The organism is Dyella sp. GSA-30, assembly GCF_027924605.1.
In the GTDB taxonomy this organism is placed as follows: domain Bacteria; phylum Pseudomonadota; class Gammaproteobacteria; order Xanthomonadales; family Rhodanobacteraceae; genus GSA-30.
Genome location: NZ_AP027042.1, coordinates 2,971,861 through 2,986,547, shown reverse-complemented (window position 1 = coordinate 2,986,547; position 14,687 = coordinate 2,971,861). Strand labels below are relative to the sequence as shown.

General features: G+C 62.3%; 11 protein-coding genes and 1 tRNA gene. 10 read left to right on the top strand and 2 right to left on the bottom strand.

Features of this window, described 5'->3' with window-relative positions; all coding sequences use genetic code 11:
* Window positions 1-7: 7 nt before the first annotated feature.
* Both QMG46_RS13015 and QMG46_RS13010 read right to left on the bottom strand, forming a co-directional pair.
* Window positions 8-499, bottom strand: coding sequence for a hypothetical protein (locus QMG46_RS13015; RefSeq protein WP_281848255.1), 492 nt, complete (start codon window positions 497-499; stop codon window positions 8-10).
* A gap of 321 nt (window positions 500-820) precedes the next feature.
* Window positions 821-897: transfer RNA gene (locus QMG46_RS13010), tRNA-Arg, on the bottom strand.
* 355 nt (window positions 898-1,252) lie between these two features.
* On the opposite strand from QMG46_RS13010, the gene QMG46_RS13005 reads away from it, so the two are divergent.
* The 10 genes from QMG46_RS13005 to QMG46_RS12960 all read left to right on the top strand — a co-directional run bounded on the left by QMG46_RS13005 (window position 1,253) and on the right by QMG46_RS12960 (window position 14,687).
* Window positions 1,253-2,002, top strand: coding sequence for an HpcH/HpaI aldolase family protein (locus QMG46_RS13005; RefSeq protein WP_281852890.1), 750 nt, complete (start codon window positions 1,253-1,255; stop codon window positions 2,000-2,002).
* Window positions 2,003-2,014: 12 nt separating this feature from the next.
* Complete coding sequence (locus tag QMG46_RS13000) at window positions 2,015-4,123, top strand: TonB-dependent receptor family protein (RefSeq protein ID WP_281848254.1); 2,109 nt, start codon at window positions 2,015-2,017, stop codon at window positions 4,121-4,123.
* 79 nt (window positions 4,124-4,202) lie between these two features.
* Window positions 4,203-5,432 (top strand): ATP-grasp domain-containing protein, encoded by a 1,230-nt coding sequence (locus QMG46_RS12995; RefSeq protein WP_281848253.1) that lies wholly within the window; start codon window positions 4,203-4,205, stop codon window positions 5,430-5,432.
* Window positions 5,429-7,222 (top strand): IucA/IucC family protein, encoded by a 1,794-nt coding sequence (locus QMG46_RS12990; protein ID WP_281848252.1) that lies wholly within the window; start codon window positions 5,429-5,431, stop codon window positions 7,220-7,222. Before QMG46_RS12995 ends, QMG46_RS12990 begins: the two co-directional genes overlap by 4 nt.
* On the top strand, window positions 7,219-8,400 hold the full coding sequence (locus QMG46_RS12985) for an MFS transporter (protein ID WP_281852889.1): 1,182 nt from the start codon (window positions 7,219-7,221) through the stop codon (window positions 8,398-8,400). Before QMG46_RS12990 ends, QMG46_RS12985 begins: the two co-directional genes overlap by 4 nt.
* Window positions 8,378-10,126, top strand: coding sequence for an IucA/IucC family protein (locus tag QMG46_RS12980; protein ID WP_281848251.1), 1,749 nt, complete (start codon window positions 8,378-8,380; stop codon window positions 10,124-10,126). The genes QMG46_RS12985 and QMG46_RS12980 overlap by 23 nt, the downstream gene beginning before the upstream one ends.
* The gene (locus tag QMG46_RS12975) at window positions 10,123-11,334 is read left to right on the top strand and encodes a type III PLP-dependent enzyme (RefSeq protein ID WP_281848250.1); all 1,212 of its coding nucleotides are present in this window, start codon (window positions 10,123-10,125) and stop codon (window positions 11,332-11,334) included. Before QMG46_RS12980 ends, QMG46_RS12975 begins: the two co-directional genes overlap by 4 nt.
* Window positions 11,335-11,415: 81 nt before the next feature.
* Window positions 11,416-12,951 carry an L-piperidine-6-carboxylate dehydrogenase gene (locus tag QMG46_RS12970; RefSeq protein WP_281848249.1) on the top strand — a complete coding sequence of 512 codons (1,536 nt, stop codon included), beginning with the start codon at window positions 11,416-11,418 and terminating at the stop codon, window positions 12,949-12,951.
* 189 nt (window positions 12,952-13,140) lie between these two features.
* A complete protein-coding gene (locus QMG46_RS12965) occupies window positions 13,141-13,914 on the top strand; it encodes an SDR family NAD(P)-dependent oxidoreductase (protein ID WP_281848248.1) in 774 nt (257 codons plus the stop codon).
* A 5-nt stretch (window positions 13,915-13,919) separates the two neighbouring features.
* On the top strand, window positions 13,920-14,687 hold the full coding sequence (locus QMG46_RS12960; RefSeq protein WP_281848247.1) for a class I SAM-dependent methyltransferase: 768 nt from the start codon (window positions 13,920-13,922) through the stop codon (window positions 14,685-14,687).

Here is a 14,687-nt window from a genome sequence, read left to right as displayed (position 1 = left end):
GACGTGGTTACTTCGCCCCAGCGGCAGCCGAAGAGCAGTCTTCGGGGTTCTTGCAGATGCTCGTGCTCATCAGCATGGTGCCGTTGCTGAGCGGAGTCACGGTGACTTGCGTCTGCGAAGTGCTATCGGAATAAACCGTCTGCGGCGTACCGGCCTGTACACCCGACGGCACCGGCGCGGCCGGTGTCTGCGGTGTACTCACACGCTGCGAATCCGAACCCAGCGGCAATACCAGGAACTGGCCAGCGGCAGCAGCAACGGCGCCACGTACCTGGCCGTTCGTGTCGTTGACCTGCAGGTAGCGCACACCATCGCGTACGAACACATACACGTGAAAATTCGGACTGGAGCTTACGTCCTGTGCATTCGGCCAGGATTGACCCAGGCCATTGCTCTGCGGGTCATCGGCCAACACCGGCGTGGAAAGTGCCAGCGCAAGCAGACCGGCCATGACGGCAGGGCGGGAGAAGCGATTTTGCGAGTTGATCGAACCGAACATGGCGACGTCCCCTTTAAAGGTGGATGAAAAAAGCCTGGTAAGCCAACCCTACCTGGCGCGAGGAATGTTCCCTGGACTAGTGCCAGCATGGCAAATGGCGGCTCGGCAGCGCCATCCGGCACCGCCCCCCGACGTGATGAGAGTCTCAGAATGACCGGCTCTCGAGCCGCAGTTCAGGCCGTTGCTGGCCCCAAACCGGGCGATACACTACCGGTAGCCAAGTGAACAAAATGCTGTAATCAGGCGATTAAAACGCCTGCCATTTACCCTCGATAAGGGTGAGTCATCGATGCGATTGAACATCGCACATGACCTCATCACTGGTGACCCCGGCCCGATTCGAACGGGCGACCTACGCCTTAGGAGGGCGTCGCTCTATCCAGCTGAGCTACGGGGCCATCCGATAAAGGATAGCGGGGAACGGGGATGTGGGGAAAGCACGAGTGGGCAATGATGGTGTAGTCCTTCCTACTACTCGTCGTCCCGGCGCAGGCCGGGATCCAGTGGCTTCGGTTACCGGTTTCGCGCCAGAGCAGATGCTTGGTAGCTCTCGCGACAACCGACCACAAAGTCACTAGATCCCGGCCTACGCCGGGATGACGAATGGGCGGGCTTTTTTCTGATCCTGTAAAAATCTCCAACGCGGCCGCTTTCTGCAAAGCACAAAAGTTGTGGCTCCGTTGGCATTATCGCTATTGATAATGGTTCGCATTCGCGATAACTTGCATGGGTTCCCTTGCCGCCTGGCCAGCCATGCCCTGCTCCGTCGGATTACTCAACTCGGTTCCGTCGCCCTTGTTGTGCGAGATGTTCGGGCATGCCGGCTACAACTTCGTCGTGCTGGATCTGGAGCATCAACTGCTCTCGCCCGATCAACTTCAGCACGCCATACGCGCCTGCGAACTGGGTCAGTGCGAACCCTGGGTGCGCGTACCCGAAGTCGATGAAAAATTGATCGGACGTGTATTGGACGCCGGCGCGAGAGGCGTAGTGATTTCGCGTCTGGAAACCGCCGAACAAGCGGAGCGCGCAGTCAAGGCTGCACATTTTCCACCGTTCGGTCGACGCGGCATCACCGGCGGGCGAGTCACCGGATTCGGCAAGACCTCGCTCGACGATTACATCGCCTGGACCCGTGACGCCATCCGCGTCGTACCGATGATCGAAAGCGCGACCGGTATCGATGCCCTGCCCGAGATCCTTGCCGTACCCGGCATTTCTCTAGTCATGGAAGGCGCCCTCGATCTCGCGCTCGACATGGGCCTGGGACCGCAACCCATGCACGATCGCATCTGGGATCAGTTACTGCGTATGGCGGCGTATTGCGATGCTGCGGGTGTGCCCTTCTGCGCCAACCCTCGCGACGAAAAACAACGCGATTACTGGCTCGCACGCAAACCGCGCTGGCTACTCGCCGGCGAAGACCGCGGGCTGCTGATGACGGCGCTGCGCGAACGGCGGCGTGAGCTCCATGTTTCCTCTCCAACTACCGCCGCTTCCTGAAGGATTCAGACCTTGCGTTTCAAGTACCGCCCCCAGTGCCTCAGCGTTGCGATCGGCTGCGCTCTTTTCTGCGCGCAAGCCTACGCCGACGACACGGTCGACAGCTCCAAGCCGCGCGATCTGCAGGCCGTTACCGTCCAGGGAAATGTACTGGGCGCATCGAAAGTCGAAGACGTACGCACTTATGCGGGCAGCCGCCAGGTGATCGACCAGAAGGCGCTTTCCACTGGCGCGTATCGTTCGCTGGACGATGCCCTGCAGCACGTGCCTGGCGTGAAGATCTTCGACGAGACCGGCACCGGCGTACTGCCGCAGATCATGCTTCGCGGTCTGTATGAAAGTCGCAGTGGTCGCGTGCAGGTGCTGGAGGATGGCATTCCGCTATCGCTTGCACCCTATGGCCAGACCAGCCTGTCGTTGTTCCCGGTCACCATCAACCAGATCGATCGTATCGACATCGTCCGTGGCGGTGCCGCCGTGCAATACGGTCCGAACAATGTCGGTGGTGTCATCAATCTGGTCAGCAAGCCTATTCCCGAGACCTGGACGACGACGATCGGCGAAAAGATCACCGGCGGCGGCGCAGGGCATTTCCTCAAGGACACCTCCGCCAGCACCGGCGGTTATCTCTCGCCCAACTTTGGCCTGCAACTGGATGCCGACTGGCTCAAGGGTCAGTACTGGCGCGACCACAGCGATACCGACGTCAAGAACGTTCGGCTGCGCACCGAATGGTGGCTGGACGACGACAAGGTGATCAAGGCCGATATAGGCCGCTATGTCGCCAATATGGATATGGCCGGTGCCTTGTCGGTGGCCGATTATCAACAAGATCCGCGTCAGGCAACGCGTCCCTTGGATCGCTTTACCGGGCGTACGACACGTAGCTCGCTCACCTATCAGCAAGACCTCGGTGCCTGGGGTCCATTCGACCAGTCGCAGTTCAACTGGACAAGCTTCGGCGCGGAAAGCTCGCGCAATTTCATCGTCGGCATGCGCCGTTTATCCGCCGAAACCTGGCGCTCGGACCTGCCGCCGCAGCTGCTGCAGAGCGCGCCGCGCGGCTTCAGCGTCTATGGCACCGAACCGCGCTTGGCCCTGCACATGGAGAGTGGTGGCGTCACGCAACAATGGACCGTGGGCGTGCGTGCCGAACGCGAAGACATCGATTTTGTCGTCGGCAATACCGGCTTGGACAATGGCGTTTACACGCTGGTGCGCAACTGGAAATTCAAGGACCGCGCCCTGGCCGCTTACGTGAGCGACGCGATCGGTTTCTTCGATGACCGCCTCACCGTGACGCCCGGCGTGCGCTACGAGCACCTGGATTCGAATTATCACGATCTGGTCAGCGGCAAGACCACGCAGAACAACATCCGCAACGGCCTGCCCGGTCTGACCATCGGCTACAAGCTTGCACCGAAATGGTACGTCTACGCCGATGCGCAGCGCTCGCTGCGCCCGCCGCAGGTGACGCAGATCGTGTTCGGCGACGATCTCAATTCGGAGTTGGCATGGAACTATGAGGCCGGCGCGCGCTATTTCCCGAGCGAAGGCACCAGCCTCAATGTCGATGTCTACCGTATCGACTTCGATAACCAGATTGCGCTCGACAATACCACGCGCACCTACGCCAATCTCGGCAAGACGCGGCATCAGGGTGCGGAAGCCCAATTCGAATGGAGTCCGCTCGGCCTGCGCCAGCTCAAGCTCGACCTGGGCTATGCCTATCTGGATGCCAGCCAGCAGTCTGGGCAATACGCCGGCCTGCGCGTTCCCTACACCTCGCGCAATCAATTCAATCTGGGCGCCTCGTACGAACTGGATCGCACCGTGTTCGCACTGAATGGCTATTACTTCAGCAGCGCATTTACCGATGCCGCCAATACCAAGCTGGAAAACGCCATTGCATCGGTGGGCGAACTGCCATCCTACGCGGTATGGAATGCCCAGGTGACGCACACCTTCCTGCGCGTCAACGACACCACGCTCAAGGGGTCACTGGCGGTGAATAACCTGTTCGATCGTCGCTATTACTTCCGCGGTATCGACACCAGTCCGTGGGGCCGAGAACCCGCTCCCGGGCGCACGGTCACAGCCGGCGTGGAGCTGACCTTCTAATCTTGAATAAAAGTCGCGCGGCCATTCCCCCATGGGCCGCGCGCAGGACAACTTAATCTCCCACTAGGCGAAGCTGGTTATGGATATTTCCCCGCTTGTCATCCTTACGCACGTCCGGCATGCCGCCGTTACCGAGGGTTTTTTGCCCGCCGCCCAGCGATTGGGCTTGCCGGTCGTGCTGATTACCGATCATCGCTTGGATCATCTGCATTATTTCAGCTCAGTGACAGATAATGCACCGCTACAGATAATCGAATGCGACGTTTTTAATCCGCTGAGTGTTATCGACGCTTTGCGCAGTGCCGGTATTCGCCCGGCCGCGGTTTTCTCCAATAGCGACCATCTGCAAACAGCTACCGCGCTTGTTGCTACAAGCTTTGGGCTGCCCGCGAAAGATTGGCGGATCTGTTACGCGGCCAAGAACAAAGCGGCCATGCGCGAACGCCTGCAAGAGCTGGGCTTGCCCACGCCGTGGTTTCACAGCCTCGCACCCGGCCAATCGCTGCCGCAAAACATACCCTGGCCGGTGATTGCCAAGCCACGCGAAGGCGTGGCCAGCCTGGACGTAAAACTCTGTGCCGACGAGCCGGCCTTGCGCGAGTATCTCGATACCTTCTGGCAACGTTACCCGGGACGCACGGTGCTGCTGGAAGCGTTCCTCGAAGGGCCGTTGTTCACTCTGGAAACCCTGAGCGACGGCGAGCGTATCGATGTCATCGGCGGCTTCGACGTCACCCTGTCCGAGCCGCCCCATTTCATCGAACTGGAAGCGCGCTGGAACGGCGATGCGGTTAAACGCGGGCAGGAGAAAGCGCTAGCGCAGGTCCGGGCATTTGGTATCGGTTTCGGCGTCTGCCACAGCGAATTTATTCTGACCGCACAAGGGCCCGTGCTGGTGGAGATCAACTATCGCAGCATCGGCGACGGCCGGGAATTCATGCTCGATCGCATGTTCGAACGGCAATGGTTCGAAACCATCCTGCGCTTGCATCGCGGCGAGCGCCTTGCGCTACCGGAGGCGACGCGCGATCACGCCCTGGTACGTTACTACGTCGCTCGGCGAGAAGGTCGATTGGCTTCGGCCAGCACCGATCAAAGCCACGTCGCTCCCTTGGGTCACAGCTATTACCGCAGCCTGCGCCAGGCCGGAGACGACATCCGCCTGTCGTATTCGAACAAGGACTATCTGGGCATCCTGCACGTTGTCGCCGACAACGAAGATGCTCTGCACCACACCTTGCATGTCGCCGAAGCGCAACTGCATTGGGACATTGCTGCCGAGCAGACATCGGCTGAGGCGGGTTCATGAACGCCCAGCTCGATACCCAGCGGGATAACCTGCTCGACGCCGACGAGGCCTATATCGCGCGACGGATCATCGATACCTGCCTGCGCGAAAACCTGCGCGACATCGTGCGTCTTGGACAGGCGACGACACCGAACAACACCATCGTGGATGCATGGCCGCATGCGCTTCCCGCCTTGTGGTGGCGCATTGCGCACCTGCCTGGTGGCGTCATCTGGATGCCTGTCATGCGAAGTGACTACATGCAGGACATCGGTGCGATCAGCCACGGATGGATACGCGAGCAGAACGGTACGGCGCACTACGAAGAAGGTGCTACCGAATGGCTACACCTCCTGAGCGAAGGTCTCGACGAGCAAACGCGCGCGCTGCATCACCAATATGCCGACGAGGCGGCTTGTGCCGCGGCACACCGCAGCTTGTCCCGCGAAGGCTTTGCCCGGCACAGCGCTCAGCTGGCGCAGGCACTGACCCATGACGATGCCTTCGAGCGCGCCCTGCTGTGCGACCAGGTGGCCAGCCATCGCGACCATCCTTTTTATCCGACCGCACGGGCCAAGTCGGGCTTCGATGCAAGCGACCTCCACGCGTACGCGCCCGAATTCGCGCCGGTCTTCGAACTGCGCTGGCTGGCCGTTCCTCGCAATGTACTGACCTTGACCACCGCGCCACCGGACTTCTGGCCAACGATGGCCATGCTGGGGCTATCGGCAGACATGGACGCCACGCATGGCGCGCTTCCAGTACATCCATTGAACTGGGCGCGCCTGGACGATTTTGGCCTGCCGCCTGGCAGCGTACGCGCACCGCAGGCATATCTGGCCGTGCGACCGACGCTTTCCGTGCGCACGGTGATGCCGGTCGACCATCCGCGCCATCACATCAAGCTACCGCTGTTGATGCGCACGCTCGGCGCGCTCAACCTGCGCCTGATCAAGCCGTCGACCATCTACGACGGCCACTGGTTCGAACAGGTGCTCAACGCGATTGGCGAGCACGATGACAAGCTGCGCTCCCGTTATATCCACGTCGACGAGTCGCATGGCGGGCACATGGACGATGCACGGCACCTGGCATATATCGTGCGCACCTATCCTGCACTGGACAGCGAAACCATTCTTCCGGTGGCCGCACTTTGCGCGTCGATGCCGGACCAGCGCCCCTTGGCGGCGCACATCGCCGATCGTTATTACAACGGCGATGTACTGGCCTGGTGGCGCGAGTACGCGGCACTGCTGTGCGACGTGCACCTGCGGCTATGGTTGCGACACGGCGTCGCACTGGAATCCAACCAGCAAAATGCGGTGCTGATCTATCAAGCGGGCATCGCTCCACGATTGCTCATGAAGGACAACGACGCCGCGCGCACGCTGGTGCCGCGCCTGCTGGCCGAACTGCCCGAGCTCGAACGGCTGGGACTGCCGCGCGATGAGCGCATCGTGGTGAGCGACGACGATGCCCTGGGCCGCATGTTCTGCACCATTACCTTGCAACTTTGCTTGCTGGCCGTATTGGAAGGCGTCGCAGCATACGAACCGACCTGGCGCTTGCCGTTCTACCAAGTGCTTGGCGACACGCTCGACAACACGCTCGCCACGCTGCAGGACGAAGGCATCGATATACAACCGGCACGTCAACTGTTTGCCGTCGACCGGTTGCCGGTGAAATACCTGCTCAGCGCGGGCAGCCTGCTCAGCAAGCAGGCAACGGGTGCCGCCGACATCAACAAGTTCTATGGCGACAGCGGCCCTAACTTCCTGCTCAATCCACAGCTACGCGGCGGAGCACGCTGATGCGCGTGCTCGGCCCCGTTCTGACCGCACATTATCTGGCGGCATTCACCGCGCTCGGCATGCCTGTATTCATGCCGCGCGTACTTGAACAATTGGCGCCGCACGCCCCTAACTGGCTGGCGGGTGCGTTGTATGTCTTGCCGACCCTCTGTACGGCGCTCACGGCAACGACATGGGGGCGGCTCGCTGACCGCTACGGCCGCAAGCTCTCGCTATTGCGTGCGCAGGCAGGACTGGCCCTGGGTTTTGTGCTCGCCGGCTTCGCCCCCAACCTGGCCTGGTTCATGCTCGCCCTGGTTATCCAGGGCACCTGTGGCGGTTCGCTCGCGGCCGCTAACGCCTATCTCTCGACGCAGTTCAGCGCCGGCAATACGCAAACCACATTGGCGCGCGCCCTGGATTGGACGCAGTTCTCTGCGCGATTGGCGATGGTGACCGCGCCCGCCCTGCTCGGCATTGCCACTGGCTGGGGGTTGGCGCAGGAACTCTATCGCTATCTCGCCTTGTTGCCGCTGCTGGCATTTGTCGTGACGCTAAGCTTGCCGACGGATAGTGTGGCCACGCCGACATCTTCGTCGCGGAAGTCCGCACTACCCGAACGCGCCTGGCAAAGCTGGAGCGGGCTGCTTACGGTGCAGTTCCTGTTCTATTTCGCCATGGTGGTGACGTTCCCGTATTTCATTCCCTACAGCGAACACCTCGGCATCGGCCACGACAGCGCCGCCGGTCTGCTCTATAGCCTGCCGCACCTGGTCTATCTGATCGCCCTGCCCTGGTGGCGTAGTTCGGCGTTGGCGCCGCAACGTCCTCTGCTGATCGGACTTTGTCTGTTCTCGATCGCCTGCCTTGCACAGGCATGGATGAGCGAACCGCTGTGGCTTGCGCCCGCGCGCTGTCTTTATGGCGCCGGCATGCTGCTGGCCATCGGCGGCTTGAATCGCGCCCTGGGTGCACGTGCCGGCGGCAGCGCTGCCGGTCGCATCTTCGGTCTGTTCGATGCCTGCGGTAAATGGGCCGGCGCCTGCGGCGGCCTGATGGCCGGCGCGCTGGTGCAACGCTTCGGACTGTCCACGCCTTTTGTCGCCGCCACGCTTGCCGGTCTCGCCGCCGCGTGCACGGCCGCCTATGTCTTCCGTCCCCAGAAGAGGCAGCTCTATGTCCCCGCAAGCGATGCGTGAACAGTGGCACCAGGCCCAAGCCGAATCGCAGGCGATCGCCTGCTGGCTTAACTGCTATCTGCGTGAATTCGCGCTACCGCGCGAACAGGTCGACCTGGATTACCGCGGACTCGACATGCCCGCCGGTTTGCTGCTTGGCGAAGGTCAGGTACTGCGTATTCACTTTGCCGATGCCGGCCATCTGCTGTGCATACGTGTAGCGCGAGTCAGCGTATTGGGTCGTTGCGACTACCTGTCTGCGCCGTATGTGAAGCGCCCGGGTGAAGCATGGCGTTGTGTCGACGCCGCAGCGGTCGTGCACTTCCTGCTGGAGCGCCTGGCGCCGGAATGCGGTTTCAACAACGAGCTGCTCGGCCAGACCCTCAACAGCATCGAGATCGCAAGCCGGCTGCTCGCGCGCTCGCTGGAGGCGCCACGATCCGGCGATGCACTGCTCGATGCCGAACAAGGCATGTTGTGGGGACACGCTTTGCATCCCACGCCCAAGAGCCGCGAAGGCCTGCCGGTGTCTGTGGTGCTCGACGCATCCCCCGAAGTGCGCACGCGCGTTCCGCTGTACTGGTTTCGCATCGATCCACGCCTGTTGCGCAGCTACGGGCGTGACGTGCGTTCGACGCTGGAACACGTCGCGGGCGAAGCGCATCTCTACCCATGTCACCCCTGGGAAGCGCAGCGCCTGCTCGCACAACCGTTGATGCAACAAGCCATCGAACGCGGCTGGATCGAGCCGGTGGGCGCCGTCGGAAAGGCGCTTTACCCGACCTCGTCCGTGCGCACCATGTATCACCCCGAGCTCGATTATTTCCTGAAGCTGTCCATTCATGTCCGCCTGACCAACTGCGTACGCAAGAACGCCTGGTACGAACTGGAAAGCGCGGTGGTCCTGACCGATCTCCTCGCGCCGTCCTGGCAGGAAGTGAGGTCGAAAGTACCCGGCTTCGACGTGATGCCGGAGCCGGCCGCGACCACGCTGGATTTCAGTCCGCTATCGGACGATGTCGACGCTCTGCGCGACATGACCGAGAGCTTCGGCATGCTCTATCGGGAAAACCTGCCGTCGCTGCAACGCATGTACTACCAGCCGCAGGTCGCCGGTGCGTTGTTCACTACCGATCGCCATGGCAAGAGTGTCTGCCGCCAGCACGTGGAAAGTCTGGGCGGCCACTACGCGAGCATGGCCCAGGCATGGTTCGAAGCCTATGCGTCGTTGTTGCTCGATGGCATCTGGCTGGCGTTTTTCGGGCACGGCATCATTCTGGAGCCTCACTTGCAGAACACCCTCGTTGGTTTCGAACGTGGCATGCCGGCCCGCGTATGGGTGCGCGATCTGGAAGGCACCAAGCTGGTCGACAGTTTCTGGCCGAACCATCGCTTGGGCGAACTTTCGCCGCGGGCACGCGCCTCGGTGCATTACTCGGCCGCGCTCGGCTGGAAACGCGTGGCTTATTGCGCCCTGGTCAACAATCTCGCCGAAGCGATCTTTCATCTCGCCGGTTGCGATGACGCACTCGAACAGCGCCTATGGCAATCGATCGCCGACATCGCCGAACGCTGGCAGCAGCGCCATGGTTACCAGGCCTTGCTGCAGGGTTTGATCGAGGGCGACGCGCTGCCGAGCAAGAACAATCTGCGTACGCGACTGTTCAAGCGCGCCGATCGCGACTCCGATTACACCGGGTTGCCCAATCCGATGCTCCGCTCCGCCCGCACACGAGTGGCCGCATGAATACCAGCGATTCGCTGCCGCGCGTGCGTGCCGCCGTCGACCGACTACGTGTCGAATCGGGCGAGCCCGTTTGTGCCTACGTTTACGATCTCGACGCCTTGCAACGCCATGTCCGCTGGATGCGCGCGGCGCTTCCCGAGGGCTGCGAGCTTTACTACGCGGCCAAGGCCAATGCCGAAGCGCCGATCCTGGACACATTGGCGCCGTGGGTCGACGGTTTCGAAGCGGCATCCGGCGGCGAATTGCGCTGGTTGCGCCAAGCCCAGCCCGGCAAGCCGCTATTGTTCGGCGGCCCCGGCAAGCTCGATAGCGAGCTCGAACTGGCACTCGACCAACCCGGCTGCACCTTGCATGTGGAAAGCCTGGGCGAACTTCATCGGCTGGCCGCCATCGCCGAACGCCTTGGCTGCAAGGCATCGATCTTCCTGCGCATGAATATCGGCGTGCCGGGCATGGGCGATACGCGGCTGATGATGGGCGGCAAGCCCACACCCTTCGGGCTGGACGAGGCCGACCTCCCTGCTGCTCTGGAAGCCTTGCGCGGCTACCCGCAACTGCATCTGGAGGGCTTCCACTTTCATCTGATGTCGCACCAGCGCGATGCCGGCGCGCAGCTCATGCTGGTCCGCGCCTATCTGGATATCGTGCACCGCTTGCAAGAGGCATACGGGATCAAGGTGCAGATCGTGAATGCCGGCGGTGGTTTTGGCGTGGACTATGCCGAGCCGGCCCGTTCGTTCGACTGGCTCGACTTCTGCGAAGGCCTCAAACGCCTGTTGAGCGAACGCCAGGAAGCACTGCGCCTGCGTTTCGAACCGGGGCGCTACGTCAGCGTCGGCTGCGGCTGGTACGTCATGGAAGTGCTCGATATCAAGCGCAGCCACGGCGAGTACTTTGCGGTGGCGCGTGGCGGCACCCACCACTTCCGTACGCCGCCTGCCCAAGGACACGACCATCCCTTTGTGGTGTTGCGCGGCACGCAGCAGCCGGTCGTCCAGGACACGCGCGTCACCCTGGTCGGGCAGCTCTGCACCCCGAAGGACGTGCTCGCCCGGCAACAGCCGATCGCCGCGCTGGCGCCCGGCGACTGCCTGGCGTTTTCCCTGGCCGGCGCCTATGCCTGGAATATCTCGCACCAGAATTTCCTGATGCATCCCCCGCCGCGGATGGTGTTTCTGGATAGCGGGCCCCCTGGCACCGCCGGTTAGCCCCATTCCTGAACAGGCCGGCCTGCTAGAATTGGCGTTTCCCCGGCGCCGAACGGCGCCTTGTCGGCTTCAGGAGTAGGCATGTCGCACGAAATCCTCAAAGCGCTCGGTCTGGGCAGCGAGCAGTCCGGTACGTATCTCGGCCAGGGCGAGTGGTCCAAGACCACCGACGCCGGCCACCTGCAGCCGGTCAATCCGGCCACGGGCGAGGTTATCGCCAGCGTCCACGCCTCCAGCGCCGCCGACTACGAAGTGATCGTCAAGCGCGCCCAGGAGGCCTTCAAGGTCTGGCGCGTCACGCCCGCCCCGCAGCGCGGCGAAGCGGTCCGCCTGTGCGGCGAAGCGCTGCGCAAGCACAAGGACGCACTCGGCTCGCTGGTCGCCCTGGAAATGGGCAAGATCAAGCCCGAGGGCGATGGCGAAGTGCAGGAAATGATCGATATCGCCGATTTCGCCGTGGGCCAGAGCCGCATGCTGTACGGCTACACGATGCATTCGGAGCGTCCGGGCCACCGCATGTACGAGCAGTACCAGCCGCTCGGCCTGGTCGGCATCATCAGCGCCTTCAATTTCCCGGTAGCGGTATGGGCCTGGAACGCCATGCTGGCCGCCATCTGTGGCGACATCTGCATCTGGAAGCCGTCGCCCAAGACCCCGTTGTCGGCCATCGCCACGCTGAAGATCTGCAACGATGCCCTGAAGGCCGCCGGTTATCCGGATCTGTTCTTCCTGTTCAACGATGCCGGTACCGATCTGTCCCAGACCTTCGTCGACGACAAGCGCATTCCGCTGATCAGCTTTACCGGCTCGACCAAGGTCGGCCGCCAGGTCGGTGAGCGCGTTGCCAAGCGCATGGGTCGCTCGCTGCTTGAGCTGGGCGGCAACAACGCCATCATCGTGGACGAAACCGCCGACCTGAAACTGGCGATCCCGGCGATCGTGTTCGGCGCCGTCGGCACCGCCGGCCAGCGCTGCACCACTACGCGCCGCCTGTTCGTGCACGAGTCGATCATCGACGACGTCACCGAAAAGCTGGTCACGGCGTACAAGCAGGTCGAAGGCAAGATCGGCGACCCGACCCTGGCCACCACGCTGATGGGTCCGCTCAATAGCCAGGACGCAGTCAAGGCCTATCTGGCTGCAGTCGAAAAGGCCAAGGCGACGGGCGGCACCGTGCGTACCGGCGGCGCTGCGTTAAGCGACCGCAAGGGTAACTTCGTGCTGCCGACCATCGTCACCGGCGTCAAGAACGCCGACGAAGTCGTGCAGACCGAAACCTTCGCGCCGATTCTCTACGTCATGCCGTTCAAGACGCTCGACGAAGCGATCGAACTGCAGAACGGCGTGCCACAGGGTCTGTCCTCGTCGATCTTCACGCAGAACCTGAAGTCGGCCGAGCAGTATCTGTCGTCAGCCGGTTCGGATTGCGGTATCGCCAACGTCAATATCGGCACCTCGGGTGCGGAAATCGGCGGCGCGTTCGGTGGCGAGAAGGAAACTGGCGGTGGTCGCGAGTCGGGTTCGGATGCGTGGAAGGTCTATATGCGTCGCCAGACCAACACGATCAATTACTCCAATTCGCTGCCGCTGGCGCAGGGCATCAAGTTCGATCTTTGAGTCCATAAACACGCATAGCCTTTCCTACTCGTCATCCCGGCGCAGGCCGGGACCCAGTGACTTCGGTTATCAGTTTTTGCGAACAGGCTGAAGCGTTCGCGTTGGTGCGACAACCGACTTATAACGCCACTGGGTCCCGGCCTACGCCGGGATGACGAATAGGAAGGAAAGCCGATCCATTGAGGCCGCATGTCACCCACCTCCCCCGCAGCTTTCGATTTCCGCAACTACCGCATCGTAGTTGCCGGCGGCAGTCGTGGTATCGGTCGCAGCATCGCCTTGGCATTTGCCCACGCCGGCGCGGCCGTGTCGATTTGCGCACGCGGACAAACGGCACTCGATGAAACACGCACCGCCATCGCCGCAACGGGCGCCGTAGCGCACGCAGCGTCCTGCGACCTGGCCGATGGCAAGGCCATCGAGGGCTATATCGAACAAGCCGCCGCAACGCTGGGTGGGATCGATGTGTTGATCAACAACGCCAGCGGATACGGTTTCAGCGACGACGACGAAGGCTGGGCCGCCGGATTCAACGTCGACCTGATGGCGGCCGTGCGCGCGTCGCGTTACGCGCTGCCGTATCTGAAAGCCTCACCGCACGCGAGCATCGTGCATACCTCGTCGATCGCCGCCTTCCATCCGGGCGTACGCGGGCCGGCGTATGCCGCGGTCAAGGCCGCGCTCAATCAATACACCACGTCGCAGGCGCTCGCGTTGGCACCGGACCGCATCCGGGTCAACGCGGTCGCATCCGGCTCGATCGAATTCCCCGACGGCCTGTGGGACAAGCGCAAGACCGAAGCGCCGGAGCTTTATCGCAGCATCCTGGCGAAGATTCCGTTCGGCCGTTACGGTCGACCGGAAGATATCGCCCATGCGGTGCTGTTTCTCGCTTCGCCCTGGGCGGGCTGGATTACCGGCCAGACGCTATGCGTCGATGGCGGCCAATTGCTTACCGGGTAACGAGCATGTCCCATCTCAACGCCACCGAACGTTTCAGCGACCGCGTCGACGACTATGTGCGTTATCGGCCGGACTATCCGCCTGCTCTGCTCGACTGGCTGCACAAGACGCAAGGCGTCACCGCCAGCTGGCAGGTCGCCGATATCGGTGCCGGCACCGGCATCTCCAGCAAGATGTTTCTCGATGCCGGCCACCGTGTCGTCGCGGTCGAGCCGAATGCTTCGATGCGTGGCGCCGCCGAACGCTGGCTGGCCGACTATCCCGGCTTCAGCACCACCGACGGTCAGGCCGATGCCAGCAAGCTCGATAGCCATAGCGTCGATCTGATTTCGGTCGCACAAGCCTTTCATTGGTTCGAGCCGGAAGCGACACGCACCGAGTTCAAGCGCGTCCTGCGTCCCGACGGGCTGGTGGCGATCTATTGGAATTCCCGCCTGCTCGTCGGCACGCCGTTTCGCGAAGGCTACGAGCGTTTGCTGAAGACCTATGGCACCGACTACGTCACCGTCGCCGAACGCTATGCCGACGATGCTTTCATGCGCGCGTGGTTCGGCAGCGGCTACCGTGGCACGGCGCATTTCGATCACGGTCAGCGGGTGGATTTCGACCAGCTGAGTGGCCGTCTGATGTCTTCGTCGTATGCGCCCAAGCCGGGACATATCAACCACGAACCGATGATGGTCGCCTTGCGCGAGCTGTTCGATGCTTGCGCGGACGATGGCCGCGTCAGTTTCGACTACGACACCCGCGTCTACATCGGCAGCTTCGAGTAA

Bases quoted from the DNA above. Each gene is read 5' to 3' on its own strand.
- QMG46_RS13015 (WP_281848255.1), bottom strand. From the start codon at position 499: ATGTTCGGTTCGATCAACTCGCAAAATCGCTTCTCCCGCCCTGCCGTC.
- QMG46_RS13005 (WP_281852890.1), top strand. From the start codon at position 1,253: ATGCCCTGCTCCGTCGGATTACTCAACTCGGTTCCGTCGCCCTTGTTG.
- QMG46_RS12995 (WP_281848253.1), top strand. From the start codon at position 4,203: ATGGATATTTCCCCGCTTGTCATCCTTACGCACGTCCGGCATGCCGCC.
- QMG46_RS12990 (WP_281848252.1), top strand. From the start codon at position 5,429: ATGAACGCCCAGCTCGATACCCAGCGGGATAACCTGCTCGACGCCGAC.
- QMG46_RS12980 (WP_281848251.1), top strand. From the start codon at position 8,378: ATGTCCCCGCAAGCGATGCGTGAACAGTGGCACCAGGCCCAAGCCGAA.
- QMG46_RS12975 (WP_281848250.1), top strand. From the start codon at position 10,123: ATGAATACCAGCGATTCGCTGCCGCGCGTGCGTGCCGCCGTCGACCGA.
- QMG46_RS12970 (WP_281848249.1), top strand. From the start codon at position 11,416: ATGTCGCACGAAATCCTCAAAGCGCTCGGTCTGGGCAGCGAGCAGTCC.
- QMG46_RS12965 (WP_281848248.1), top strand. From the start codon at position 13,141: ATGTCACCCACCTCCCCCGCAGCTTTCGATTTCCGCAACTACCGCATC.
- QMG46_RS12960 (WP_281848247.1), top strand. From the start codon at position 13,920: ATGTCCCATCTCAACGCCACCGAACGTTTCAGCGACCGCGTCGACGAC.